This is a genomic window from Spirillospora sp. CA-294931, from assembly GCF_050946795.1.
Classification (GTDB): Bacteria; Actinomycetota; Actinomycetes; order Streptosporangiales; family Streptosporangiaceae; genus Spirillospora.
Genome location: NZ_CP192006.1, coordinates 1,639,369 through 1,665,603, shown reverse-complemented (window position 1 = coordinate 1,665,603; position 26,235 = coordinate 1,639,369). Strand labels below are relative to the sequence as shown.

Here is a 26,235-nt window from a genome sequence, read left to right as displayed (position 1 = left end):
AGGCATGAGGCGCGGCTGAGCGCCACCTCGGCCGAACACAGGCGACCAGCCCAAACCGCGGAACGCCCAGCACGCGAAAACGCACCATCCACCACCAAGCTCCCGACGTTCCGGGCGCGGCCGTGAGACCAAGACCAGGCACGGGCATCGCCCGGCAGAGTCCGGGTCAGCGGCCGAGAACGCGCCTGTAATGAGCCTCGGCCTCGCTCGTCCGGCCGTTGCCGATGACGCGCAGGAGTTCGGCGAGCTCCGGCAGATCACCGTCGATCTTCCCGGCCGCCGACTCGATCTCGGCGGCCGACGCGACCGAGCGCAGCAACGACTGCAGCGCGGCCACAGGCGACTCCGCCGAGCCGCGTCCCGTCGCCGTCACCCGGGCACCGGTCGTCGTGGCGGCCGACTCCCCCCGAATGCGTTCGAGATGCCGCTTGATCTCCGATTTCGGCAGCTCACCGAACCCCGGATCGGCGATCAGCTCCTCCACCGCGAGCAGGCGGCTCAGCACGGCCGGATTCCCGATCTTGGCCCGCTGCCCCGACATCAGCTGCGACAACATCGGCGCTGAAAGCCCCAGCACCGCGGCCAGCCCCGACTGCGGAAGCCCGAGCCGATCCAGGACGCGCCGAAACCGCGCACCCAGCGGCTCGCCGTACCACTCGACCTGCAAGGCCTGATTCCGGACGACGGTGTCCTCGGCGGAACTCAATCCGCACCCCCCCTTGACGATTCGCATTTGCAAACGCTACGTTCTCGTCTGTGCCAACGACCGACCCGCGACCATGGTGCCACGGCAAAGGTCATTTGCATATGCGATCGGGCAAGTCCGGCGAAGATCCCTCGCCCGCCGACGAAGGAAGGCACGGATGAACGTGAAACGCGGAGCCACGACGATCGTGCTCCTCACCGCACTGCTCGCCGGCTGCTCCGGCCTCCCGGGCGGCGACGACGAGCCGGACGGCGGCAAGGGCGGCTCCGCCGCGGTCGCCGCGGGCAAACCGGCCGTCGACTCCGACAAGGACGCGATCGTGAAGGCCGCCTTCCCGTCCGGCCTCGCCCCGGGCGCCAAGGTCGACATCGCGATCATGAGCCTGAAGGTCCGAGGCAAGCTCGCCACCCTCTCCGTGCAGCTCACCCCCCACGTCCCGCAGGGGGTCAGCCAGAAGCCCAGTCCGTACGAGCTCAACGGGAACAACGGCCTGGGCGTCTCCCTCATCGACCCGGTGAACCTCAAGCGCTACATCGTCGTGCGAGATTCCAGCGGCAAGGAACTCCAGAGCGACGACGTCTTCACCCACATCGCCACCGGCCAGCCCGGCCTGCTGACCTACACCTTCGCCGCCCCGCCCGAGAACGTGAAGGCCCTCGACCTCCACTACGGCTCCTGGCCGACGTTCCGCAACATCCCGGTCAAGCGGTGAGCCCAATGCGACGTCCCACCGTGCTCGCAGCCACATTCGCCCTGCTCGTGGGCATCCCCTCCATCGCGACGGCCGACCCCGACGTCCCCGCCACCAACGCCGCGAACGCCGTCCGCGCCATCAACGCCAACGGCAGCATCCGCTCCATCCAGCCGGACGCCCACGTCCGCACCATCGACCCGTCCAAGTTCGTCGTCCCGCTCCAGTCCGAGGAGTCCAACGGCGCCCGGGTCACCGTCCGCATCTCCGCCGACGTCCTGTTCGACTTCAACAAGGCCACCCTCACCCCCATCGCCCGCCGCAAGCTCGCCGAACTCGCTCCCCGCCTCAGCCACGCCAACGGCAAGATCGAGGTCTCCGGCCACTCCGACAGCGTCGGCGCCCCCGACTACAACCTGCGCCTCTCCGAACAACGCGCCCAGGCAGTCAAAGCCGAACTAGAACGCGCCCTCACCCAAGCCCGCATCGAGGCCAAGGGCTACGGCGAAACCAAACCCGTAGCCCTCAACCAACTCAACAACAAAGACAACCCCGACGGCCGCGCCAAGAACCGCCGGGTAGACATCACCTTCACCAAATGACCCCGCCCCCGCCAACAAACCTCGTCCCACCCCGCCGCCCCACAGGGCACGACGCTGCGCAACGGCGGCTCGACACAACACACCACGAGTCCAGACCGTCCTGGCGTGGAACCGCCCGACACTGCCGACCGACGCAACGCAGCGCCATCGCGACACCACTCAGCAGCGCGCGCCGCAGCACGGCACGACCTACGCCCGGCGCACCCCGAACACAACGCCGCGTGATACGGCACGGCGCAACCCCAAACACATCACGGAGTGGCTGGCACGGCACCGACGCCCCCCACACCACAGCAAACGCGACGCGTCGCAACCTCACTTGGGACGCAACCTCATTAGAACAGCGCGGTTCTACCGCCCCCGCATCAGACACCCACCCCGCACAAACCCGGAATGCCCGCAATACGTCTGACACACCTCGCACCGCTCGCCTCACCAGACGGGCCGGTTGGAGAGGGGGTCAGGTCGCACTGAACCGAAGTGGCCTCCGGCCCCTCCTCGACCTGTCTCGTTGGCACGACTCGTTCATTCGTTCTGGTTCAGCTTCGAAGGGAGTCCTGCTCATGCGCGTCACGTCCGGCCTCACTGTGCGAGGCCGCGGCCCGTTGCTGCACAGCACCGCCGCGCTCGTCCTGGTTACGGCACTCGCCGCGGGTTGCGGAATCGATGACGAACCGGACGAGAAGAAGAAACCGAAGGTCGGCAAGTCGAGCCCGCGCTACACCGGGCCGATGGTCAAGAACGCGGTGTCGGCGTTCGCCATGGGACGTGTGTCGCGGTTGGAGATGAAGCAGATCGAGCGGTACCCCGACCGGTCCGTGCTGCGCTTCTCCGTCGCCAACCCCAGCAAGGAGACTCATCACTTCTCCTATGCCACTTCCGTGGCGGGGTCGGCCTTCAACAACATCCACTTCACGCTGATCGACCCGGTGCACAACAAGGCGTACACGCCCATGTACGACGACAACGGCAATGGCAAGACCGTGGGCAGCGACCTGGCGAACCTCGTCACACCCGGCGCGCGCTACGAGGCCGTCCTGGCGTTCCCACCCCTCCCCGCGCATGTGCGGACGCTCACGGTCGCCACCCCCACCACGGCGGGCGAGTACACCGGCGTCCCCGTAGTCGATGGCAAGGGACCCATGACCCCGTCCGCCCCGGTGCCCAGCCCCGGGACGACCCCCGCCCCAGGAAGCACGGTCGCCTTCCCGACCCGCCCGCAGAACGGCCCCATGAGCGGCGGGACGACCGATCTCTACAGCCTCACCGAGGGAACGGTGAAGTCCACGACCACCACCAACACCGAGCAGAAGATCGGCCTCCGGACCGACGTCCTCTTCGACTTCGACAAGGCCACCCTCACCGCCAAAGCCAAAGAGGTCCTCGATCAGGTCGCCACCGAGACCAAGGCCAACGCCGACCCGGCCAAGCCTCCGGTCATCATCACCGGCCACACCGACACCAAGGGCGACGACCCCTACAACCTGCGGCTCTCCAACCAACGAGCCCAGGCCGTCCTCACCGAACTACGCAACCGCCTCGGCACCGCCTACCAGTACCGCGCCGACGGCAAGGGCGAAACCGAACCTGTCGCCGCCGAGGGCGGCGCCGACGACGAGCAAGCCCGTCAGAAGAACCGCCGCGTCGAAATCTCCTACAAGATCAAACAACAGAGCACCCAGTCGTCCACCGCCACCGAGCGCAAGCAGAAGGACGAGCGCGCCATAGGCACCGGCGCCCCAGCCCCGTTCCGTCCAACCGACGGCCCCACCGTCGCCACCCGAACCGTCGACTTCACCCGCTGGACCATCAAGACCAAGCGACGCATGGACGTGAAAGCCTTCTACCGGGACGGCGCCTACCTGGTCGCGGTCTTCGAAATCACCAACCTCGGCCCCCGCGACATCCTCCCGACCGAGGACTACATGGGCGAGGGAGGCAGCTACGGCGAATTCGGCGCCTTCACCGTGTCCGACCCCGCCACCAACATCATCTACCGAGCCGTCCGCATGGGCCCCGCCGCACCCCCGAACCAGCCGGTCAACCTCAACTTCGTCGACTCCGGCTGGACGGTGTTCAACGAGAAACCCAACACCTCCAACCGCGGCTTCTTCTACGCCCCCGCGCCCCCACCCAACGTCAAGTCAGTCACCTTCGACGCCGGCGCCTTCGGCAAATTCCCCAACATCCCCATCCAGTAGCCCCACCCCCGAACCACACCGACCGCCCCAACCAGCCCGAACCTAGAGACCACCGCCCCGGCACAGCCCAACCTCCCTCCGACATCCGTAACCACCCAATCCCCGGAGGACGTCCCCGGATGGCTGGGGCCACCGCGCCGAACCACGACCTTCGGTGTCAGCGTGGCTGGAACATGCCGGACGTCAGCACGGGTCGTCTGCATGCCCATCTCGCTACCTCGCGATATGCACCGGCGCCAGCTCCGACGCTTCGTACGGACGGGCGCGGTGCCGCTCAGTTATCGGGCGAGGGCGGAGGTCCCAGGTGATCGAAGATCTGCAAGGGCTCGCCGTCGAGCGTCCGGACCGGAAAGCTCAGAGCCAGGCCGCACGCGGCCAGCAAGGTACGGGCGGTCTCGGCGTCGGCAGGACGATCACGCGGATCGTCCGCGCACAGGTGCGTGACCAAGCGCCACAGATTCGCGGGCACCCCGCCGGGAACGTGCCCGATGCGTTGGCGAGGCTCCGGATCCCCGGCGCCGGTCAGCATTCGCCAGCAGACCATGCCCGCCGCGTACAGATCCTGCGACGGACCCGGCCTGTTCCACTCCAGAACCTCGGGTGCAAGGTAGCCCGGCGTCCCCACCGCGAACCCGGTGGTCGTGAGCCGCTCCCCGTCCTCCCGCAACGCGATCCCGAAATCGCTCAGGCGGACGTGGGGCGCCCCCACGGCGCTGGGCTCCATCAAGAGATTCGCAGGCTTGACGTCCCGATGGATCAGTCCCGCCGCGTGGATATGGCTCAACGCCGCCAACAGCTGATCCAGTACCTCTGCCGCATAGGCCGCGGGCAGCCTCCCGTAGTCCCCCATAAGGGTTTCCAGCGAGCCGCCCCGCACCAGTTCCATGACGAGCAATACATCGTCGTCCGCCGGATACCAGGCATAGGGCGTCACCACATGCGGATGAGCCAGACGAATCGCCCGCTCTCGCACTACTCGCACCATCGAGGTGGAGTCGCTCTGCCGAACCAGCTTGGCCGCGCAGTACTCCCTCTTCAGCCGATCGAAAGCCCGCCAAACCCGACTGGACCCGCCCGCCCCAATTCGGTCAAGCAGCGTGAAACGTCCACCGATCTCCAACCCCAAACTCACGCCTCCGATCGTACGGAAACCGTCACCCCGGGCGGTCCACTCCCAAGCACCAGGCCACCCTCGGCCGATCCTCAGGAACGCGTCCTGATGCGTCCCCGCGCCAGGTCGAATTCGTCCCCCTGCGCCATAACGCACCCGGCCCAGCACCGATCGTCCGCCTCTCACACGGGTGCCTCGGCTCCCCGCACGTGGACGCTCCAGCGCCAACTGCCCGCCCCAACGCGGACCCCGAGTCCTGGCACGGCACGAATCCCGGCACCCCCGTCCCTTCATACGGAGAGCGCCACGGGCACGGGGCTGAGCGCCTTATGGCTGGTCAGCTAACGGCGCCACCCGGAGCCATCGCGAACGTCCCGCCATGTCGGCGGATACGGCGTGCCAGTCCTCGCGCTGGTGACGCGCCGTCCGACGGCCCCTGCACCGCGCTTGGACGGGTCCCCGCCCGAGCCGACCGGGGTGCGGTTACGTCCACGCCGAAGCTGATTGCACGGGGGTGAAGACTGCCGCCACCCCGCAGACGAGAACTGGAAAGCGGGGTCAGAGGCTGAGGAACGGGTCGGCAGCGACGGTTGAGCGAGGCGGGAAGCGACCGTCCGCGAAAGACGAGCCCTGGCTGGCGAGCCGGCAGCCCGCACGGGTCGATGGTCAGTGCAAGGCGACGGCAGCTTGTCGGCAGCCACGGCCGACCGGCAATCAGCGCGAGTGCAACGGCCAGCGCGAGCCAACAACCAACTCCGGCCAACGGCCAGCGCGGGTCAGCGGCCGACGATGAACGCGAGCCATCAATCAGTGGGGCACGGCGGCCACGGCGGGGGAGGTGGCCAGGGCGAGGGTGGCGATTCGAAGGGGTGTCGGGACGGGACGTGGCGGGACGGGACGAGGTGGTGGTTAGGGCGAGGCGGTGGGAGGGCGGGGTGGATTGTTTGGAATGTGGGTGGGAGGGCGGATCCAGGGGGCGGTTTGGGGAGTCATAACTGGTCAGAACGCGAGATTGGAGTCCTTGGTGCGGGGATATTCGGTGGGGGGCCTGGGGCTTGGGTTGGTGGGGCGGTGCCGCAGGCGGTTCGGGTGGCGTTCTTCCTGATGGCGGGGGCGGCGGTCCTGGAGGTGGTGGGTGCGGTTGCCGCGATCTTGATGATCGGGGAGATCCGGGACGCCGTGCGGTCGGAGCTGGCCGAGGGTGGTGAGAGGGCGAGCGACACGTTCATCGACGGGGTGGTGATCGGCGCCGTCAGCCTGACGGCCGTGGTGGCGGTGGTCTGCGCGGGGCTTTGGTTGTGGATGGCGTTCAAGAACAGGGCGGGACGCAACTGGGCGCGGATCGCCGGCACGGTGCTGTTCGCGCTGAATTCGCTCAGCGTGGTGTCGGGCGGCTTCACCAATGCGAGCGGCTCGGTGAACGGCACCGCGTTCACGGTGGGGGCGCCGTTCGCGGCGACGGTCATCAACGTCGTCATCTGGGCGGTTGGCCTGGCCGTGGTCATCCTGCTCTGGACGAGGCCGTCCTCGGCCTACTTCAAGCCGGTCAACCCGTATGGCGCCCAGCCGCTCTACGGGCCTCGCCCTCCGGGGCAAGAGAGGTCTTGACTCGGCGACTTGACTGGGACCTGGCTTTCACCATGGAGGTGAAGGCCGTACGTTGACCCGACAGACATCCTAGAGACGGAGCAAGCCGATGAGCGTCGGACCGACCCCCTATCCTCCGCCTCCCGGGATGCCGATGGGAGGAATCGGCCCCCAACGGCCGTCCGCGATCAACTCGGCCTTCATGGTCATGCTGGCCGGTGCCGGGTTGACGGCGGTGAGCACGATCGTGAGCGTCGTCTTCGGCGTCGGTGCCGGAATGGCGATGAACGACTCGGGCATGGACGGCGAGGCGAGCGGCGTGATGGCCGTGTCCGCGGTCATTTCGCTGATCATGGGTGTGTTCTACATCGCGCTCTGGGTCTGGATGGCGTTCGCCTGCCGCGCGGGCCATGCCTACGCGCGGATCCTCGGCACCGTGTTCTTCGGCATCAACACCCTGTTCATGCTGCTCGGCGTCTTCGGGCTCGTCGCCTTGATGGGCACGGACGGGGCGACCGGCCTGCTGCTGGTCAGCCTGGGGCTCAGCGTCCTGATCTGGCTGATGGGGCTGCTCGCGACGATCATGCTCTGGAACAGGGCGTCCACCGCCTACTTCAACGCCCGGGCCGTCGCGCGAGCCGCGTCCGGCTACGGGCCCGGGTATGGGCCTCCGCAGGCTCCGGCTTACGGGCCGCCCGCTTTGCCCCCGGGTTCCGGCTATGGGAACCAGCCTCAGCCTTACGCGGGCGGCTACGGGACTCCGCCTCCCGGCCCCGGCGGCCCGTATGGCGGCAACCCGTACACCTGACGGACACAGCGGGAAGTCGGGGTTCCGGGACGCCCGGAGCCCCGGCTTTCTTGGGCCCGAAAGTCAACCAGTTCGGCGGCTCAAGCATCCAACACATTGACCAGCGTTGTTCGCAAATCACTCGCACCCCCGCGACCTGCATAAACTAGCGCATCACGCACCGCCTGAGCCCGAACAGGGCCCGCCCGAGACAGGACCGGATGAGCACCGAAGAACCCGGCCGCGACGACCTCGCGGGGGACGCCGCCACCCCGAAATCCGAAGGTGAGAGCGAGCCCACGTCCCCCGAAACCGGGACTGCGGCGCCCGACAGCGAGGCCGCGTCCTCCGCGAGCGCCGCCGCTGACGAGACGGCGCCCTCCGAACCCGCGTCCAAGAAGGCGCGCAAGGTTCGGACGCGCAAGCAGAAGGCCCTGCGCCGCACCGCGCTGGGCGCGGCCGCGTTGCTGCTGGTCACGGGCGCGGGAGCCGTCGGCCTCTACTACGACATCGTCGGCGGGATCGACCAGAAGAACGCCAAGGGCCAGCTCGGCGCCCGTCCCAAGAAGCTCAACAAGTCGCTCAACATCCTGCTCCTCGGGTCCGACACCCGGGACGGCGACAACGCCCGATACGGTGCCGCGGCCGGAATGACCGGCGCGCGCTCGGACACGGCCGTCCTGCTGCACATCTCCCCCAACCGGGACCAGGCCGTCGGGATCAGCTTCCCCCGTGACTCCATGGTGAAGATCCCCAAGTGCAAGAAGGAGAAGGGCGGCGAGGTCCCCGCGCAGTTCGGCATGCTCAACGCCGCCTTCGCCTACGCGGGCCCGACCTGCACCTGGAAGACCCTGGAGTCCCTGACGGGCATCCACATCGACCATTTCGTCCAGATCGACTTCGCCGGGTTCAAGCGCATGGTGGACGCGCTGGACGGCGTCGAGGTCTGCCTCGAGAAGCCCGTCAACGACCCCCGCGCCGAGCTCTCGCTGAAGGCAGGAAAGCAGACCGTCAAGGGCGAGCAGGCGCTCGGTTACGTGCGCGCGCGCTACTCCCTCGGCGACGGCGGCGACCTGGGACGCATCGAGCGCCAGCAGAAGTTCATGGCCTCGGTCGTCAACAAGGCCACCAGCGGCGAGGTCCTCACCGATCCGGCCAAGACGTACAAGTTCCTCAAGGCCGCCAGCAAGTCGATCACGACCGACGATGAGCTCGACCTCGGCACGATGCGCAAGCTGGCGTCCAGCCTGAAGGGCATGAGCGCGGGCCAGGTTCGCTTCGTCACCGTCCCCGTCGAGGGTTACGCTCCCGACCCCAACCGGGTCCAGTGGAACGACGAGCAGGCCAAGCCGCTGTTCGAGGCGATCAGGCACGACAACGACCTGCCCGCCGAACCGGCCAAGCCCGTCAAGCCCCGCCCCGCGCTCCCGGCCCCCGACAAGGTGCGCGTCACCGTGGTGGACGCGGGCGGCGACGACAAGCTCGTCAAGCGGATCTACAACCAGCTCAAGCGACGCGGCTACAAGGTCAGCAAGAAGGTCGAGCGGGACGGCGACGCGTCCGAGAGCCGCATCGTCTACTCCCCCAGTGCCGAGGGGCAGGCATCGGCCCTGGCGACCGTCGTCCCCAACGCCGTCCTGGCGGCCGACGCCAACGCGCCGAAGGACGGCGTCCGCCTGGTCATCGGCAAGCCCGGCGTCCGGATGGCCCCGCCCGCCCTCACCCAGGTCTCCGGCGGCGTCAAGGCCGGCCAGAAAAACCCCTGCAAGTAGCCCCAACGCACGCGAATCTGGGGGCGTCCCACTCCACGGGGACGCCCCCAGCGCACGTCCAAGGCCAAAGGGAGCGCATATCCGCCCCAAACGGGAGAATCCCCCTCCTCGACTGGACGAAGTAGGCATCCCCTCGGCGAGAGTTATTTGCCACACAGCAAACTCCCACCCCTCGGTAATGGTTATCCAGCCAATAGCCGGCACCCGGACAATCACTCAAATCGACCACGCTTCAAATACTGAAAATCCTGCGACCGGCCGCCATCGCCGCAGGTCAAGAGAGGTTCAAAGCCCGGTCGATCATCGGCCCAACGGAGCAAATGGCTAGAATTCGGTGACGGTCGTCGATTGGCCGCTGGATAGACCCGCCGCGGAGTCGTAAGCTGGCGCCACTCCAATCGACGAAGGGTCGGGCAATGAGTGGCGACAAACGGGGCGCGAGTATCGGGGCGTTGGAAGAAATGTCCCGGATGTTCAGCAGGCACTCCAAGAACCTCGATGGTCTGATCAAAGACCTGAACGGTCGCACCGTGTCCAGCACCGAGGTGTGGTGGGGGCCGGGCGCCGACCGCTTCCGCAGCGCCTGGGCCGAAGCCAAAACGGCTTTCGACCGGATGTCCCTCGCCCTCGAACAGGGCGGCCAGGACATCAAACGTTCCCAGCAGAACATCGAAGCGGCGACGCGCTGATCACCCCCTGGACCGCGGGTCCCGGCCTGACCCCCCGGGGCCGGGACCCGCTTTTTACTCGCAATTCGGGGCCCAAATAGCGTGAGCGCTGCGGAGGCGTGCGTTGACGGAAACCGAGCGGATGCGACTTCACTACCTGGCGAGCCGAATTCAGGTGCTTTCCGACCAGCACTGGAACACCTTCGCGGGCCCGCTTCGGGCGATGAGCGATCACGCCTGGGTCGGCGGGACGACCGCCGCCGGTTACGCCGACCGCCTGGAGCGCAGCGACCGCGACCTCCACACCCAACTGCGCAAGGCACTCGACCTGATCGAGGACAAAACGCGCTTCTTCCCTCTGGGCTGACCAATGACCGACAAATGGCTGGGGCCGGATACCTGCGGCGTGAAGCTCTCATCCTTCGAACGGATGGCCCAGCAAATGACCCGGGCCGCCCCCGAACTGGACGAATTGTCACGTCAACTCTGGCACGTCCTCAGTGCCGCCGGGGTGAGCACCGCCCCGGCCATGGAGGTCAAGCGCATCGCCGCCTGGACGCGCGAGGCCGCCATCGACCTGCGCCGCCGCAACCTGCTGGCCCATAACCTCGACCGGCAGAAAATCGCCCTCCGCGCCTGCCGCCCCGACGGCATCTATCTCAAACTGCCCGACCGCTACACCGACCAGGTCGACTACGCGGACGGCCTCCACGTCGCCCGGCTGCTCATCTCGCTCCGCCAGGACGACACCGAGGTCTTCAGAAACCTGCGGCACCTCGCGCCCGAAGACGTGACCCCGATGTTCGCCAAGGCCATCCTCGAAGGCCTCGGCGCCGAGGCCCTCCTCAGGCTCCCGATGGTCCTCTGCCTGCGCCTCGGCGGCGACGTCCGTCAGCAGAGCGACAGCGTCCAGAACCGTGCCCGCGACACACGGGCCGTCCTCGCCATTCTGGGACGAAGCCTCGCCCTGGCCACCAACCCCACCCACAGAAGCTACGTGGGTGACGAATACCTGGCCGAACTCCAGCACATGGGCGCCGCGAATTTCCCGCCGCTCAGCAGACAACCCAACGGCGTCGCCGGCTACCAATCCCTATCGACCCTCATCAGCGCGGCCGACAAAACCCGCTTCGCCCCAGCTTTCCTCCAGACCATCGGCAAGGACATGGTCGCCTACGACGCCACCCTCAAGAACAGCCTCCAAAACCGTCCCCTCCCCGACCTCACCGGCAAAAACCACCTGGGCAACGCCCTCGCCCTCAACTCCACCACCCCCGGCCCCACCACCGACTTCCTCATCCCCCTCCTCAACGCCGCCACCATCTCGGGCCGCCAAGCCGCCCAATCCCTGCTGGACCAGGACGTCAACAACGGCCCCATCCTCGGCTACCTCCTCCACGACCGCCTCTCCACCTGGGCGAACAGCGACCAGGGCCAAGCACTGGGCACGACCATCACCACCGCCACCGCTGCCCACGACCCCACCTCCGAACGCCTGGCCTTCCAAGCGGGAAAGGTCATCGCCGACAACGCCCACACCTCCTTCAACGTAAAAGAAGGAACCATCCAGGCAGCAAACACCCAGGAAATCGACGCCCTGTCCAACCTCCGCCCCCAAATGGCCCAGATCCTCGCCACCCACATTCCCAAGGTCAACGACATCTACCAATCGTTCAGATACGGCGCCCAAACAGGAAGCACCGCGATGAACGACGCCGACCTCGACTACCTGCTCCTGGACCTCACCCGGAACGCCACCGCCTTCGACACGCTCCTCAAGGCCCAGATCGCCCACGCCAAGGTCAACCTCGATCAGGCCATGGCCAGAAGCTCCCGCTACCTCGAAAGCGCCGTCGTCGTCGAAGGCTGGATGTTCGGCCACCTCCTGGAGGCCCGAAACCAGAGCGTCGCCGGCGAAACCACCCGCCTCGCCGCCGACGAGGCCAAGCTCAAAAGCTATGTAGAAATGGGCATCGGCCTGATAACCGAAAAGGCCGGCGAAAACCTCGCCGCCCGAACCCCAGTAGCCGCCCAGGGCTACAACCTCACCGTCACCCACCTCCAGGAGATCACCGCCGCCTGGATCACCAAACGCCTCGCCGACAAACCCGACCCCACCATCATGACTCCCAAAGACAACACCGAAGCCATCGAGAAACTCTTCAACCAAATGATCGCCTCCTCCCTCACCACCCACGGCCACTACGACGGCAAGCATTTGGAGGGACGTTCCTTCGCGACGCCCGGCCCCGACCCCTCCATCCGTCCCTTCGAAAGCATGAATGCCGAGGAGTTCGAAGCGTTTCTCCGCTGGGCCTCCACACAGAGCGACCTTCATGACCTTCGCGATCGCGTTCTTTCCGCTACCGAGAACGGCCAGAGGGAGGCTGCAGGCCATTACAAGAACCGCGACGGCCAGAACGCTCGCACTACTTTCGCACGGTGACGCCGGTGAAACCACGCCACCTATTTCTGATCGCGATCCTGGTCCTCTCGACCGCGACCTGCACTCGATCCCCCGAGAACCGCCCCCTCGCGCCAGTGGTCGACCTTCAGCCGGTAAGGGACGTCCCTCCCTATCTCTGCGACGTCATCCCGGAGCGATCCTTCCGGCGGGTCACGGGGATCAAGACGCCCTTACGAACGCGCTGGGACGGTCCCCGCACCAACTACGGCCTCTGCCTCGTTCACGCCGCGGGAAGCGAGGCTCCTCTCGGGCTGGACTGGTCGTTCGACGACGGCGACAACGTCCTGCGACGCCAGCAAAGAGCCTGGGCCGACGACTCACCACGCCCCCTGCCTCCTGAGTTGGGTCAAGGGCTGGCCGCGACCAGGCCGACCGCAGGGGTCGACGCCCGCCCGCACTTCGTCATCGCGCTTTTCCGGTGCGGGGCGAAGCGCCCCTGGATCAGCATCGACTTCGCGCGCGTGGCGCGCGGCCGCGACGCCGCTCGGGACATGTTCGCCTTTATGAAGATCGCGCAACAGAGGTTCGGGCGCATGCACGGCTGCGCCCCCCGCCTCACCTGACGCATCGCGCGTTCGGCCCACGGCTCGCCCTCCGCCAAACACCGACACCCTGGCCGGGCGCACCGCCTTGGCCGAGCGCACCGCCGCTTCACCACACCCGGCCCACGGGCCCCTTGGCGCACTGGGGATCCGGCGCGGTCGGGGGGCGTCGCGGCGCCTGCTGCTGTTGCGGGGGTGCACGGCTTAGAGTCAGCCTGTGTCAGGCGGATCTCACCCAGGAGCGACGGCGATGAATCACCCATCCGACCCCGGCCGGCCTTCGCAACCGCCCGGTGGCCCCTACGGTCCGCCGCCACTGCCGCGTCCAGGGCAGGCGTCCGCTCCGCAGGCCGAGCGCGGCCAGCAGCCGCCACCGCAGCAGCAGTCGCGTCAGGAATGGGCCCCGCCCGAGCCGGCCGTGGTGACGAACAAGGGGCTGATCGGCTCGCTGCTCGACGCCAACTTCAACCACCTCGTCACGCCCAAGCTGATCAAGCTCTGGTACATCGTCGCCCTGCTGCTGGTCACCCTCCAGTGCACGGTGGCCTTCTTCCTGGGCATTTACATCGCCACCTGGGACAACTTCTGGGCGTGGGGGATCATCATGGCGCTCGCCACCCCGCTGCTCTGGCTGTTCGAGATGCTCATGGTCCGGATCGTGATGGAGGCTGTGGTGGTGCGGTTCAAGTCGGCGGAGTACCTGCGGGTCATCAAGGACAAGATCTAGAGGTGCGCGTTAGGCTCGCTGGAGTCACGCGACATAGACGGGGCAGTGCTGGTGGCCGACTTCGATGACGCTTCCCCGCGGGGGACGCGGCGTGATCCGGGGGTGACCCGGCGGGAGGGGCAGGTGCCCGGGCCCAGGGCGACCCGGCGGGACGCGGGGGCGCACGGTGAGGCGTTGTTGCGGTTGCCGGGGCTGCTGGCCGAGCGGTTCGCGCTGGTGGCGGAGCTGCCGGTGCAGGGGGCCGAGTCCGATCTGCTTTTGGTGCGGGATTCGGACGGGCGCGAGTTCGTCGTCAAGATGTTCCGGCGGGGGTATCGGGCCGATCGGGACGTCTGGGAGAAGCTGCCCGCGCTGGAGTCGGCGCATGTGGTGCGGATCCTGGAGACCGGGGAGGCCGACGGGCGGGACTATGAGGTCACCGAGTACGCACCCGGGGGCAGCCTGCGGGGGCTGATGGCGGGGCCCCAGGAGGAGATGGCGGCCACCGTGGTGGCGCAGCTGGCGGACGGGCTCGCGGCGTTGCATTCGGTGGGGATCGTCCATCGGGATCTGAAGCCCGAGAACGTGCTGGTGACGAGCGTCCGGCCGTTGCGGGTGGCGATCGCCGACTTCGGGTTGAGCAAGGTCATCGATCAGAGCGTGGTGTTCGCGTCGTCGTCGCGGACGCTGGCGTACGCGGCTCCGGAGTCGCTGTCGGGGCAGGTCTCTCCGGCGCGCGACTGGTGGTCGCTCGGGATGATGGTGCGGGAGCTCATTACGGGGAGGCCGCCGTTCATCGGGTTGAGTGAGACGGCGGTTGTCGACCATCTGGCTACGCGGCCCGTGCCTGCGGATGATGTGGCTGAGCCGCGGTTGCGGTTGCTGTGTCAGGGGCTTCTTACGCGTGATCCCAGGCGGCGGTGGACGGAGGTCCAGGTCGCCGAGTGGCTGGACGGGGGCTCCCCGGCGGTCGCGGAGGAGCCTGCGGTTCAGGTCTCCGGGGGGACGGGGCTGCCTTTCAATGGAAGGCGCTATGACGACCGGGGTGAGCTTGCGCGCGCGCTCATTGAGCACTGGGACGCTGCGGCGTCCTATTTCTTTGGGCGCGGGGAGGCCGGGGAGGCGTGGCGGAGTCTGCGGGAGTGGCTCGCCACGGTGCCGGACGACAGCCGGATCGATCTGATCGACGGGCGGCTCACCACGGGGCTGCCGCCGGACGTGAAGCTGCTGCATCTGGTGCGGTGGCTCGATCCCGGGCTGCCGCCGCACTTCCTGGGGCGCCGGGTCGCGGCCGAGGACCTGGGGGGATTGGCGGCGCTGGCCAGAGATCCGGCGCATCCCGATCACCGGACGGCCTGCGCGATCGGGCGGGAGCTGTGGGAGCAGCGGCTGCTGGGGGTGCTGGCGCCCGAGCTGGGACGCGTGGACGAGCAGTGGCGCGGCCATGTGGCCACCTGGAACGAGCTGGCGCGGTGGCTGCGCGATCATGAGGCGACGCCGCCGGCGCTGGCGGCGCGGCTGCCGGACGCGGGCGCGCGTGTAGATGCGCCTCGGGTGGCCGGGGGGCCTCCTGTTTCTGTGGATGATCCGCCCGTTGTGCTTCTTACCTTGCTGGCTTTGGCGGCGCGTCCCGGGGAGGCGCGGCAAGGCATCGAGGACGCGGCCGCTAGGGCGCGGGCGTCCGTGCGTGATCCGGTGCCGTGGTTCGACTGGATGGCCGATAGTTCGGGGGACGATCCGCTGCGGCTTTTGGCGGTGGCGCGTGCGGCCCCGGCGGCGGTGGTCGAGGTTGAGGCGAACGTCAGGGAACGTCAGGCGGCGGAGCGGCGGTCTGGGGAGCTGCGGGCGAATTGGGGGGAACGGGAGCAGCGGCGTCTGGCCGGGCGTGGTTCGGCCGTCGTTCGGGCTGTCGCGTGGTCGCTGCCTGTGCTGGCGGTGTGGCTGGCGGGGAGCTGGCTGGTCGGGTCGTTGTTCGGCGGTGACGATTCGGGGACGAGTTCGGTCGGGGGGGCGCAGCGCTCGTCCGGTGTGGCGTTCGGGGTGCTGCTGGCGTTCTCCTTGCTGGCCTGGGCGGTGCAGTGTGGCGCCGAGGTGATGCTGGCCCGGGTTCAGGGTGCCGATTACCTGCCCTTCGGGGCGTGGTCGTGGTTGTCCAAGGCGCTGGGCGGCGTGTCCAAGGCGTCCAAGGCCGTGTCCGGCGCGGCGCAGAAGACCAGCCGGCGGGGTTGCGGGGTCATGCTGATCGCCGGGATCGTCCCGCTGCTGATGATCCTGTTGCTGATGGCGGCGCTGACGGCGGTCGCGAGCCTGCTGTGGCTGCTGGTGCTGGTGGTCGTCCCGGCCGCGCACGCCGTCGCGGCGGGGGTCAGGCTGCATCGGTGGAAGCAGGGGCACGAGGAAGCGCGGCGGAGGGCACTGGCATGAGCAGCGGGGTCGAGGCCGACATCGTCCTGGACGCGGCGGTCATCCTCAGCCTGGGGATGAACCGCGCGCTCGGGCGGACGGCCGGGCTGGCGGGCAAGGGCGCCGAGGCGCTGGCGGCGCTGGCCGAGGGCCGGGCCGAGGCGCGCGCGGCGGCGCTGGCCGAGGCGGAGACGTTCGACCGGGCGCTGCGGGAGGTCGCCGAGCGCAACGCGCGGATCGAGGGGCTGCGGGAGAAGGGCCTGGCGGGCCTGCCCGCCACGCTGACGCCCGCAGAGGACCAGACGCCCGAGGAGCTCACCGCGTGGTGCGCGGCCACCGACGAGGCGCTCAAGGCCGCAGAGAGGGAACTGGCCGAGCGGCTGGCGGCCGAGGTGTCGGCCCAGATCTTCGCGGCCCCGGCCGAGGGGCTGCGCACCGAGACCGCCGCCCCGGCCGAGGGGCTCCGCAGCGAGACCGCCACCGCCGCTCCGCCGCTGGACGTCCAGGAGACGCTGCGGCGGGTGCTGACCCGGCTCCTGCCGGACGCGACCGAGGACGACCGCCGCTCGGTGGCCGAGGCGGCGCGGCTGCTGGCCGAGGCGAGTTCGGCGGCGGAGGCCGAGGGCGTCCTGACCGAGGTGCGCCTACGGGTGCAGGCGGCCAACAAGAGCGCCGAGGAACAGAGACAAGAGGAGCGGCGGCGCGCGCGCGAGCGGGAGGCCGTCGAGCAGGCCGAGGCAGAGCGCCTCTATGTCCTGCACTCGGTCACCTCGGCGTTCCAGGATCTCGGCTACGAGGTCGAGCAGGGCTTCGAGACGCTGACCGCGAACGACGGCTCGGTCGTCCTGACCAAGGGGTCGTGGCCCGACCACAGCGTCCGGATGCGGGTGGACGACGCCGCGCACGTCCGGGCCGCGATGGTGCGCGACCGCGCGGCCGAGAGCGAGGACGACCGGCGTCTGGACGCCGAGCGCGAGCGGGAGTGGTGCGAGGAGTTCGAGGCCGCGCGAGGGCGTCTGAAGGCCGCGGGGATCGGCTCTGACGTCACCTGGCGACTCGACCCGGGGGTGCGGGAACTGCCGGTCAAGGCCGAATCACGGCAGACTAGGCCCCGGACCGGACGGAATGAGCGCCAACGGGAGCGTGAACTGTGACTGAATCGCCGACACTCGGGGGACGGCTGCCGGGCTGGCCGCCTTTCATCCGCGAGCTGGACGCGACGCTGTCGGTCCACTCCCAGTACGTGCTCTCGGGCAACCTCTACGACAGCTTCCTGGCGCCCCCGAGTGAGGGCGCCGGGCCCGCCCGGCTCCTGCCGCTGCGCGATCTGCTCTGGGAGTCGCTGCGCTCCAGCGGGGCGTCCTGCATGATCGTGTACGACCCGGTGGACGGCGTCACCGTGCACCCCGACTCCGGCGACGAGATCGGCGAGGAGGCCGCCAAGGACGCCGAGCGGCTGCTGGGCAAGCTCAAGCCGGACGACAAGCCCTCGCTGGAGGGCCTGACCAAGTACCTGTCGGCGGTGGCGAGCCCGAGCGAGAACATCCGCGCGGCCGTGGTGATCGAGTCGGCGTCCAGAATCGCCCGGACGCCGACCGACCTCGAACCGGCCGAGCGCGACTTCTTCCGGGTCTGCGCCAAGCTCTCGCGTAATGCGCGGCCGGTAAGGGTGCCGGGGCCGCGGCCCAAGCCGCTCTACAACCCGATCCTGTGGCTGGTGGAGCGTCCGGGTGACCTTCCCCCGTGGCTGACCGCCGACAACGAGAACGTCCGCGAGATCACACTGCCGCGCCCGCACCTGGGCGACCGGCAGGAGACCGCGCGGCTGCTGGCGCGGGCATTTGGGGTCACCGACGCCGACTCCGACCAGGCCGCCGCGGCGGCCTGCGACGCGTTCGCCGAGCAGGCCGACGGGCTGACGCTCCAGTCGATGATCGAGGTGACCCGGCTGGCCAAGGAGCGCAACGTCGACCTGTCCGACCTGCCGGACGCCGTGCGCACCTACAAGCTGGGCGTCCTGGACAACCCGTGGAGCCGGGGCCATCTGCGCCGCCGCGTCCTCGAGGGCGAGAAGCGGGTGCCCGAGCGGGTGATCGGGCAGCCGCAGGCGGTCACCAAGACCCTCGACATCCTTAAGCGGGCCGTCCTCGGGCTATCGGGGGCGCAGGCCACCCGCTCCGGGAGCCGGCCGCGCGGTGTGCTGTTCTTCGCCGGGCCGACCGGGACGGGCAAGACCGAGCTGGCCAAGGCGATCAGCGAGTTGGTCTTCGGGGACGAGTCGGCCTACCTGCGCTTCGACATGAGCGAGTTCTCGGGCGAGGGCTCGGGCGACCGGCTGATCGGGTCGCCGCCGGGCTACATCGGGCACGAGGCGGGCGGGGAGCTGACCAACGCCGTCCGCGAGGACCCGTTCCGCGTGATCCTCTTCGACGAGATCGAGAAGGCGCATCCCAAGATCCTCGACAAGTTCCTGCAGATCCTGGAGGACGGGCGGCTGACCGACGGGCGCGGCAACACCGTGCACTTCTCCGAGTCGATCCTGATCTTCACCTCGAACCTGGGGATGTACGTCCAGGGACGCGACATCACCTCGCGCCCCGATCTCCCGTATGGGCCGTCCACCCGGGTGCAGAACATCACGCCGGGCATGACCTACGAGGAGATCCAGCTCCGGATCAAGAACGCGGTGGCCGACCACTTCACCGAGGTGCTCAACCGTCCCGAGCTGCTCAACCGGTTCGGCGACAACATCGTGGTGTTCGACTTCATCTCCGGCGACGCGGCCGACAAGATCTTCGATCTCCAGTTCGCCAACATCTGCAAGCGGGTGACCGAGGAGCACCGGCTGGTGCTGGCGGTCAAGGGCGAGGCCCTGCAGATCCTGCGCGAGTGGTGCACCAACGAGCTCGACAAGGGCGGCCGCGGCATCGGGATGGCGCTGGAGTCGTTCTTCGTCAACCCGCTCGCGCGCGCGCTCTTCGACCGCGAGCTGGTGCCGGACGAGCGCATCACCGTGACCGGCATCCGCCGCGAGGGCAGCATCGTCCATCTGGATATCCAGTGAGCCCGACGCTCCTGCTCGCCAAGGCCCACTACCCGGTCACCTCGCTGGGGCCGGGCACAAGGGCCGGTATCTGGGTGCAGGGTTGTACGCTTCATTGCCCAGGGTGCCTTTCCCGTGACACATGGGAATCAGATCCCGGCAAAGCCGTCCCGATCGAGGCCGTCCTGGGCTGGCTGGCGTCCCTGGACGGGCCGGTGGACGGGGTCACCATCTCCGGGGGCGAGCCGTTTCAGCAGGTCGAGGCGGTGTCCGCGCTGATCAGAGGCATCCGGACGTGGCGGGAGTCGCCCCGTCGTGAGACGATTCCGTTGGACATTCTCGTCTACAGCGGATATGTCTACAGTCGGCTCTCGCGTGCCGCAGAGACGCGCGAGATCCTGGATATGTGTGACGCCGTCATTACGGGGCCGTACGTCGATCGGCTCAACCCAGGGGGGCGACACCCCCAGAGTGGCTCTCTACTCTGGAGGGGGTCGGCCAATCAGCGCGTTGTACCGCTGTCCCCGCTGGGGCGAGCGCGGTATGGAGCACTGGAGGACGACGCCGCGATGACGGAAGAAGAGGCAGGGCCCCGAGTACAGGTGTCCGTGGACGAGGGGCCGGAGGGAAGGCGGGTGTACTACATCGGGATCCCGCGAAGGGGTGACATGGGGCACCTCACGACAGCGCTAGAACGCGCCGGGGTGCGCGCGGGGGATGTGTCATGGCGACCTTGAACTGTCCGGTCTGCGACGAGCCGTTCCAGCAGGGTGATCTGCTCTGCCTGAGCTGCGGCGCCAATCTGGCGCGCGCGGCGGGCGGTCCGCCGCGTCCGGGTCCCGCCTATGGCGACCCTCAGCAGCAGCCTCCCTACCAGCAGCAGCCCTACGGCAACCAGCCACAGCAGCAGCAGCCTTACGGGGATCAGTACCAGCAGCAGCCGCCGCAGCAGGGCGGCCCGCCGCAGCCGCAGTACGGTCAGCCGCAACAGCAGCAGCCGTACCAGCAGCAACCGCAGGACCCCTACCAGCAGCAGCCGCCGCAACAGCAGCAGGACCCGTATGGGCAGCAGCCCCAGGATCCTTACCAGCAACAGCAGCAGCCGCAGGACCCGTACCAGCAGGGCCCGCCGCAGCAGCAGGGGCCGCCGCCCCAGCAGCACCAGCAGGGGCAGGGGCAGCAGGACCAGTGGGGGCCGCCGCAGCCGCAGTACCAGCAGCCTCCGCAGCAGCAGGGCCCGGACGCCTGGGGCCCGCCCCAGCAGCAGGGCGGCCCGCCGCAGGGCCAGGGGCAGCAGCAGCCTCCTGCCGACCAGTGGGGCGCGCCCCCGCAACAGCAGCAGCAGGCGCCCGACCCGTTCCAGCAGCCGCCGGACCCGTATGGCCAGCAGCAGCAACAGCAGCCGCAGAACCAGTGGGGCCCGCCCCAGAACCTGGAGCAGTACGCTCCCCCGCCGGCCGACCCGCAGCAGCCGCAGCACCAGCAGCAGCCCGGGCCGATGGACGCTCCCTACGCGCCCTCGCCGCACGACGCCCAGCCGCCGATGCAGCCGCAGCACGGCCGCGAGGCCACGCTGCTGCCGCCGGACGCGGCCCAGGGCGGTCCGCCGCGCATCGACAGCACGGCGTTCATGTGCCCGTACTGCGAGGCCGTCCTGTCCAACCCGGGGGCGGCGCAGTGTGACTCCTGCCTGAGGCCACTGCCGCAGCAGGGCACGCCCGTCCTGCGGGTGCACTTCCCCAGCGGCGAGCTCAAGGTCTCGGTCGGCCAGCACCTGGTGCTGGGCCGCGACGCGGGCCAGTCCCCGGTGGCGGCCACGTTCACGCAGTACGACAACGTGTCCCGCCGCCACTCCACGGTCTGGCTCGACCCGTCCGGCACCGCCTGGGTCCGGGACGAGGGCTCCACCAACGGGACGTTCGTCAACGGCGAGCGCCTGCCCCGCGGTGTGGAGGCCCCGCTCCGCGACGGCGACCAGCTCCGCCTGGCCGCCGACGTGACGGGCACCATCCAGCTCAACTGAGCGCACGGCGCAGAAACGGCGGTCCGGGTCTCCCGGGCCGCCGTTTCACATTTGTGATCTTCGCCGGGTCAACCCCGTGATCATGTCGCCCGTCTTGTTTACGCACATACGGGAAGGTGACGCCGCAGCCTGCCCGGCCTCCTTGGCCCGCTGCCGCCTCAGAACGCACGGGTCACCTCACAGAAGCGGGACTATGCGCAGAATCATCGCCACGTCGGCTGTCACCATCGCCGCCCTGGCCGCCGTCCCCGGCACGGCCGTCGCCGCCCAGACCGCGGCGCCCGCCCCCACGACGATCACCCCGTTCCACCTGGCCACCGAGGCGTCCGGCCGGTTCACCGTCTCCGGACGGCTGAACTCCCCCGGCATGGTGGTCAAGGACAAGCCCCTCGTCCTGGAGTACGCCTCCAAGCGCACCGGCAAGTGGTACCAGTACCAGTACTCGGCGGTCGGCGCCAAGACGCTCCGGACCACCGCGGGCGGCAACTTCAAGGGCAGCTACTTCATCGGGACCGTCGGCCCCCAGACCAAGCCCCGGCCGATCGGCGTCAACAACGGGTATTGGCGCGTCCGCTTCGCGGGCGACGCCACAGTGGCCGCCTCGTCGAGCGCGGTCGCCTACGACCCGCGCATCGACGCGGGCATCGCCGGTTTCAAGATCAAGCCGCGGACCATCCGCAAGGGCGCCTACATCAGCGTGTACGGCACGCTCATGCACCGCCCGGCTGGCGTGTGGAAGCCCTACCGGGGGCAGGTCTACATCCTCGGCGTCCGGAAGGGCGCCAAGACCTGGTACTGGTACGCGAGGCCGAAGACCAACACCAAGGGTCAGTTCAGCGCGCGCTTCCGCGTTCACAAGGACAGCTACTTCATGCCGATGTACTACGGCGACAGGACCCACTACGCGGGCAACCGCTGGCCCCTGTTCGTGAACGTCCGATGAACCTCAGGAGCCTGCCCGCCATCACGCTCGCCGTGCTGGCCACCGTCCCCGCCACCGCCGCCGTCGCCCACGCGACGGCCGCCCCGGCCCCCACCACCATCACCGGCTTCCGCATGGTGAGCCAGGCCCCGGGGAACTTCGTCGTCTCCGGACGGCTGAACTCCCCCGGCATGGTGGTCAAGGACAAGGCGCTCATCCTTGAGTTCGCCGCGAAGAGCGGCGGCAAGTGGTACCAGTACCAGCACTGGATGCTCAAGGGGAAGAAGGGCCTCAGGACCACCGCCGGCGGTGCCTTCAAGGCCGACTACTTCAACGGCTGGACGGTCTACGGCAACAAGGTCAGGAACATCGGCCAGCCCAACGCCTACTGGCGCGTCCGTTTCGCGGGCGACGCCACGGTGGCGGCTTCGACCAGCGCCGTCGTCCGTGATCCGCGGATCGACGCCCATGTGGCCGGGTGGAAGTTCAGCCCCCGGAGCATCCGCAAGGGCTCGTCGGTGACCTTCACCGGTGTGCTGGTTCACCGGCCCGGCAACGGCGCCTGGAAGCCCTATCGCGGTCGGGTCTACATCCTCGGCCGCCAGAAGGGCGCCAAGACCTGGTACTGGTACGCGCGTCCGACGACCAACAGCAAGGGCCGCTTCACCGCGCGGTTCCGCGTCTACAAGGACACGATGTTCAGCCCGGTGTTCAACGGCGACAAGACACACTATGCGAGCAACCAGCCGGGCACCTGGCTTAACGTGCGCTGAGCTGGGCGAACGCCGAAGGGGCGGCATCCCGGTCGGGATGCCGCCCCTTTCGGGTTCGTCAGTTGGCGCGCTTGCTGCGGGCGCGGGTGCGCTCGCGCTCCTTGGCGTCCAGGACGACCTTGCGCAGCCGGACGGCGGCCGGGGTGACCTCGACGCACTCGTCCTCGCGGCAGAACTCCAGCGCCTCCTCCAGGGAGAGGAGCTTGGGCGGGGTCATCTTCTCGAAGTTGTCCGCCGTGGACGACCGGATGTTGGTCTGCTGCTTCTCCTTGGTGATGTTGACGTCCATGTCGTCGGCACGCGAGTTCTCGCCGACGATCATGCCCTCGTACACCTCGGTGGTCGGGCCGACGAAGAAGGTGCCGCGCTCCTGGAGGTTGGTGATGGCGAACGCGGTGGCCGCGCCGGAGCGGTCGGCGACCATCGAGCCGGACGCGCGGGTGCGCAGCTCGCCGAACCAGGGCTCGTAGGACTCGAACACGTGGTGGAGCATGCCCGTGCCGCGCGTGTCGGTCATGAACTCGGTGCGGAAACCGATCAGGCCGCGGGCGGGGACCAGGAACTCCAGCCGGATCCAGCCGGTGCCGTGGTTGGTCATCTGCTCCATGCGTCCCTTGCGGACGGCCAGGAGCTGGGTGACCGCGCCGAGGTGCTCCTCGGGGATGTCGACGGTGAGGCGCTCGACGGGCTCGTGCTTCTTGCCGTCGATCTCGCGGGTGACGACCTGCGGCTTGCCGACGGTCAGCTCGTAGCCCTCGCGTCGCATGTTCTCGACCAGGATGGCCAGCGCCAGCTCGCCGCGGCCCTGGACCTCCCAGGCGTCGGGACGCTCGGTCGGCAGCACCCTGATCGACACGTTGCCGATCAGCTCGCGGTCGAGACGGTCCTTGACCATCCGCGCGGTGACCTTGGTGCCCTTCTCGCGTCCGGCCAGGGGGCCGGTGTTGGTGCCGAGCGTCATCGAGATCGCGGGCTCGTCCACCGTGATGAACGGAAGCGCGCGCGGGTCTTCGGGGTCGGCGAGGGTGTCGCCGATCATGATGTCGGGGATGCCCGCGATGGCGACGATGTCACCGGGGCCCGCCTGCTCGGCGGGCTTGCGCTCCAGCGCCTCGGTCATCAGCAGCTCGGTGATCTTGACCCGGTTGATCGAGCCGTCGTGCTGGATCCAGGCGACCTGCTGGCCCTTCTTGATGGTGCCCGCGTGGACGCGGCACAGCGCGATGCGGCCCAGGAAGTTGGAGGCGTCCAGGTTGGTGACGTGCGCCTGGAGCGGCGCGGTCGGGTCGTAGGACGGCGCCGGGATCGTGTTCTTGATGACGTCGAACAGCGGCTCTAGGTCGTCGCTGTCGGGCATCGCGCCGTCGGCGGGCTTGGTCAGCGAGGCGCGGCCCGCGCGGCCGGAGGCGTAGACGATCGGGAAGTCGATCTGGTCTTCGGAGGCGTCGAGGTCCATGAACAGCTCGTAGGCCTCGTCGACGACCTCGTCGATGCGCGCGTCGGGCCGGTCGGTCTTGTTGACGACCAGGATCACCGGCAGCTTGGCGGCCAGCGCCTTGCGCAGCACGAACCGGGTCTGCGGGAGGGGACCCTCGCTGGCGTCCACCAGCAGGACGACGCCGTCCACCATCGACAGCCCGCGCTCGACCTCGCCGCCGAAGTCGGCGTGGCCGGGGGTGTCGATGATGTTGATCGTCATCCCGTTGTGCAGGACGGCGGTGTTCTTGGCGAGAATCGTGATGCCCTTCTCACGCTCCAGGTCGTTGGAGTCCATGACGCGGTCGTTCACGTCCTGGTTGTCGCGGAAGGCACCGGACTGCCAGAGCATGGCGTCGACCAGCGTCGTCTTGCCGTGATCGACATGGGCGACGATGGCGACGTTCCGGAGGTCGTCGCGCGTGGAGAAGGGCATGCGGTCTCGCCTTGGTGAGAGATCGGGAGTCGCCGCAGACATGCGGCAGACACGATTCTACGCGGAGTTCGGCCTTTCCCCGCCCTCGCGCCCGTACCAGCCGCCCCAAATATGACTATTTGGCCATCTTTGCCCTTCCTTTGTAGTCTCGTTCAGACGCAGGTCGCTCCCAAGTCCCGTCCAACGGGACGGCGACCGCACCGCCGAATCCCCGTATAGGGGAACCGGGGACCCAACCCCTGGGGTGAATCGACGCCTCCCGCGTCGTAGGGCGGCTCCTGGCCCGAACCCGTCAGCTAACCCGGTAGGCGGCGTAGGAGAGGAGAACCCAGGTCTTGGCTTCGGCCCCCCGGCGTCGTATCGCCGCGCCCGCCCTCATCGCCGCTTCGCTCATCGTGGCCGTCCCCGCGCTCGCGCAGGCGACGCAGGCCATCGCGGCGGCCCCGACTCCCCCGCCCAGCGAGAACGACCTCCGCAAGCGCCTGAACGCCCTCAACACCGAGGCCGAGCGTCTCACCGAGCGCTACAACAAGACCCGTGTCGACCTCGGCAAGGCCGAGAAGACCGAGGCGGACGCCACCAAGCGCGCCACCGACCTGGAACGTCAGGCCGCGCCCGCCCGCGACCAGCTGGGACGCATGGCCGCCGCCAGCTACATGAGCGGCGGGCCCGACATGATGTTCGCCACCGGCGCCACCGAGGGCATGTCCGACAGCGCCTACCTGGCCAAGAACCAGTCGGCCGTCGTGGCGCGCCTCCAGGCCCAGATCGACCAGGCCAACGCCGCCCGCCGGGACGCCGCGACCAGGACCGCGCAGGTCAGGCAGGCCGCCACCCAGACCGAGAACGCCCGCAAGGCCGCCAAGTCCAAGGTCGGCGAGGTCACCAGGCAGCTGGACAAGCTCACCACGACCACCACCAAGGACCCCAAGTCCGGCTACAAGGCCACGATCAAGGGCTCCGGACTCCCCGCCAAGATGACCCGCAAGGCCCTGACCAAGCTCGGCAGCCCCTACGTATGGGCGGCCGCGGGCCCCAACAGCTTCGACTGCTCGGGCCTGGTCGTGTGGGCGTACGCGCAGGCCGGAAAGTCGGGCCTGCCGCACTACACCGGCGACCTCTACGAGCTGGGCAGCAAGGTCGACAAGGGCGACCTCCGCTCGGGCGACCTGGTCTACTTCGGCGGTGACCTTCATCACATGGGCGTCTACCTGAGCAACGGGCTCTACCTGCACGCGCCCCAGACGGGCGATGTGGTGAAGATCTCCAAGATGTCCGAGCGGTCGGACTACGCCGGAGCCAACCGCATCGAATAGAGC

At 68.8% G+C, this 26,235-nt stretch carries 22 protein-coding genes and 1 riboswitch; of the genes, 19 read left to right on the top strand and 3 right to left on the bottom strand.

What is annotated here, in order from left to right; all coding sequences use genetic code 11:
* Window positions 1–166: 166 nt before the first annotated feature.
* On the bottom strand, window positions 167–733 hold the full coding sequence (locus ACQPY4_RS07800; protein ID WP_433333919.1) for a hypothetical protein: 567 nt from the start codon (window positions 731–733) through the stop codon (window positions 167–169).
* Between the two features lie 130 nt (window positions 734–863).
* Here ACQPY4_RS07800 and ACQPY4_RS07795 point away from each other — a divergent pair, with 130 nt between their 5' ends.
* The 3 genes from ACQPY4_RS07795 to ACQPY4_RS07785 all read left to right on the top strand — a co-directional run bounded on the left by ACQPY4_RS07795 (window position 864) and on the right by ACQPY4_RS07785 (window position 4,200).
* Complete coding sequence (locus ACQPY4_RS07795; protein WP_433333917.1) at window positions 864–1,418, top strand: hypothetical protein; 555 nt, start codon at window positions 864–866, stop codon at window positions 1,416–1,418.
* 5 nt (window positions 1,419–1,423) lie between these two features.
* Window positions 1,424–1,999, top strand: a complete 576-nt coding sequence (locus tag ACQPY4_RS07790) for an OmpA family protein (RefSeq protein ID WP_433333915.1) — start codon at window positions 1,424–1,426, stop codon at window positions 1,997–1,999.
* A gap of 563 nt (window positions 2,000–2,562) precedes the next feature.
* Window positions 2,563–4,200 carry an OmpA family protein gene (locus tag ACQPY4_RS07785; RefSeq protein WP_433333913.1) on the top strand — a complete coding sequence of 546 codons (1,638 nt, stop codon included), beginning with the start codon at window positions 2,563–2,565 and terminating at the stop codon, window positions 4,198–4,200.
* Between the two features lie 274 nt (window positions 4,201–4,474).
* On the opposite strand, the gene ACQPY4_RS07780 is transcribed toward ACQPY4_RS07785, so the two are convergent.
* On the bottom strand, window positions 4,475–5,332 hold the full coding sequence (locus ACQPY4_RS07780; protein WP_433333912.1) for a serine/threonine-protein kinase: 858 nt from the start codon (window positions 5,330–5,332) through the stop codon (window positions 4,475–4,477).
* Between the two features lie 1,068 nt (window positions 5,333–6,400).
* Here ACQPY4_RS07780 and ACQPY4_RS07775 point away from each other — a divergent pair.
* From ACQPY4_RS07775 to ACQPY4_RS07705, 15 genes are all read left to right on the top strand, one after another.
* Window positions 6,401–6,919: a hypothetical protein gene (locus ACQPY4_RS07775; RefSeq protein WP_433333911.1), complete on the top strand. Its 519-nt coding sequence runs from the start codon at window positions 6,401–6,403 to the stop codon at window positions 6,917–6,919.
* Window positions 6,920–7,007: 88 nt separating this feature from the next.
* On the top strand, window positions 7,008–7,706 hold the full coding sequence (locus ACQPY4_RS07770) for a hypothetical protein (RefSeq protein ID WP_433333909.1): 699 nt from the start codon (window positions 7,008–7,010) through the stop codon (window positions 7,704–7,706).
* 200 nt (window positions 7,707–7,906) lie between these two features.
* Complete coding sequence (locus tag ACQPY4_RS07765; RefSeq protein WP_433333907.1) at window positions 7,907–9,457, top strand: LCP family protein; 1,551 nt, start codon at window positions 7,907–7,909, stop codon at window positions 9,455–9,457.
* Between the two features lie 416 nt (window positions 9,458–9,873).
* On the top strand, window positions 9,874–10,146 hold the full coding sequence (locus ACQPY4_RS07760; RefSeq protein ID WP_433333905.1) for a WXG100 family type VII secretion target: 273 nt from the start codon (window positions 9,874–9,876) through the stop codon (window positions 10,144–10,146).
* A 103-nt stretch (window positions 10,147–10,249) separates the two neighbouring features.
* Window positions 10,250–10,492: a hypothetical protein gene (locus tag ACQPY4_RS07755; RefSeq protein ID WP_433333903.1), complete on the top strand. Its 243-nt coding sequence runs from the start codon at window positions 10,250–10,252 to the stop codon at window positions 10,490–10,492.
* Window positions 10,493–10,495: 3 nt separating this feature from the next.
* Window positions 10,496–12,571: a hypothetical protein gene (locus tag ACQPY4_RS07750; protein WP_433333901.1), complete on the top strand. Its 2,076-nt coding sequence runs from the start codon at window positions 10,496–10,498 to the stop codon at window positions 12,569–12,571.
* Between the two features lie 95 nt (window positions 12,572–12,666).
* Window positions 12,667–13,155, top strand: a complete 489-nt coding sequence (locus tag ACQPY4_RS07745) for a hypothetical protein (RefSeq protein WP_433333899.1) — start codon at window positions 12,667–12,669, stop codon at window positions 13,153–13,155.
* 229 nt (window positions 13,156–13,384) lie between these two features.
* On the top strand, window positions 13,385–13,861 hold the full coding sequence (locus tag ACQPY4_RS07740) for a DUF4282 domain-containing protein (RefSeq protein WP_433333897.1): 477 nt from the start codon (window positions 13,385–13,387) through the stop codon (window positions 13,859–13,861).
* Window positions 13,862–14,044: 183 nt separating this feature from the next.
* Complete coding sequence (locus ACQPY4_RS07735) at window positions 14,045–16,264, top strand: serine/threonine-protein kinase (RefSeq protein ID WP_433333895.1); 2,220 nt, start codon at window positions 14,045–14,047, stop codon at window positions 16,262–16,264.
* Window positions 16,261–17,397, top strand: coding sequence for a response regulator receiver protein (locus ACQPY4_RS07730; RefSeq protein WP_433333893.1), 1,137 nt, complete (start codon window positions 16,261–16,263; stop codon window positions 17,395–17,397). Before ACQPY4_RS07735 ends, ACQPY4_RS07730 begins: the two co-directional genes overlap by 4 nt.
* Window positions 17,394–19,307 (top strand): AAA family ATPase, encoded by a 1,914-nt coding sequence (locus ACQPY4_RS07725; RefSeq protein WP_433333891.1) that lies wholly within the window; start codon window positions 17,394–17,396, stop codon window positions 19,305–19,307. The genes ACQPY4_RS07730 and ACQPY4_RS07725 overlap by 4 nt, the downstream gene beginning before the upstream one ends.
* Window positions 19,304–20,023, top strand: coding sequence for a 4Fe-4S single cluster domain-containing protein (locus ACQPY4_RS07720; protein WP_433333889.1), 720 nt, complete (start codon window positions 19,304–19,306; stop codon window positions 20,021–20,023). Before ACQPY4_RS07725 ends, ACQPY4_RS07720 begins: the two co-directional genes overlap by 4 nt.
* Complete coding sequence (locus ACQPY4_RS07715) at window positions 20,011–21,309, top strand: FHA domain-containing protein (protein WP_433333887.1); 1,299 nt, start codon at window positions 20,011–20,013, stop codon at window positions 21,307–21,309. Before ACQPY4_RS07720 ends, ACQPY4_RS07715 begins: the two co-directional genes overlap by 13 nt.
* 193 nt (window positions 21,310–21,502) lie before the next feature.
* Complete coding sequence (locus tag ACQPY4_RS07710; RefSeq protein ID WP_433333885.1) at window positions 21,503–22,252, top strand: hypothetical protein; 750 nt, start codon at window positions 21,503–21,505, stop codon at window positions 22,250–22,252.
* On the top strand, window positions 22,249–23,004 hold the full coding sequence (locus ACQPY4_RS07705; RefSeq protein ID WP_433333883.1) for a hypothetical protein: 756 nt from the start codon (window positions 22,249–22,251) through the stop codon (window positions 23,002–23,004). Before ACQPY4_RS07710 ends, ACQPY4_RS07705 begins: the two co-directional genes overlap by 4 nt.
* A gap of 58 nt (window positions 23,005–23,062) precedes the next feature.
* Here ACQPY4_RS07705 and typA read toward each other — a convergent pair whose 3' ends face one another.
* A complete protein-coding gene (typA, locus tag ACQPY4_RS07700; RefSeq protein ID WP_433333881.1) occupies window positions 23,063–24,916 on the bottom strand; it encodes a translational GTPase TypA in 1,854 nt (617 codons plus the stop codon).
* Window positions 24,917–25,107: 191 nt separating this feature from the next.
* A riboswitch (cyclic di-AMP (ydaO/yuaA leader) is annotated at window positions 25,108–25,243 on the top strand.
* 8 nt (window positions 25,244–25,251) lie between these two features.
* Here typA and ACQPY4_RS07695 point away from each other — a divergent pair.
* Window positions 25,252–26,232, top strand: coding sequence for an NlpC/P60 family protein (locus ACQPY4_RS07695; RefSeq protein WP_433333879.1), 981 nt, complete (start codon window positions 25,252–25,254; stop codon window positions 26,230–26,232).
* The last annotated feature ends 3 nt before the right edge of the window (window positions 26,233–26,235 follow it).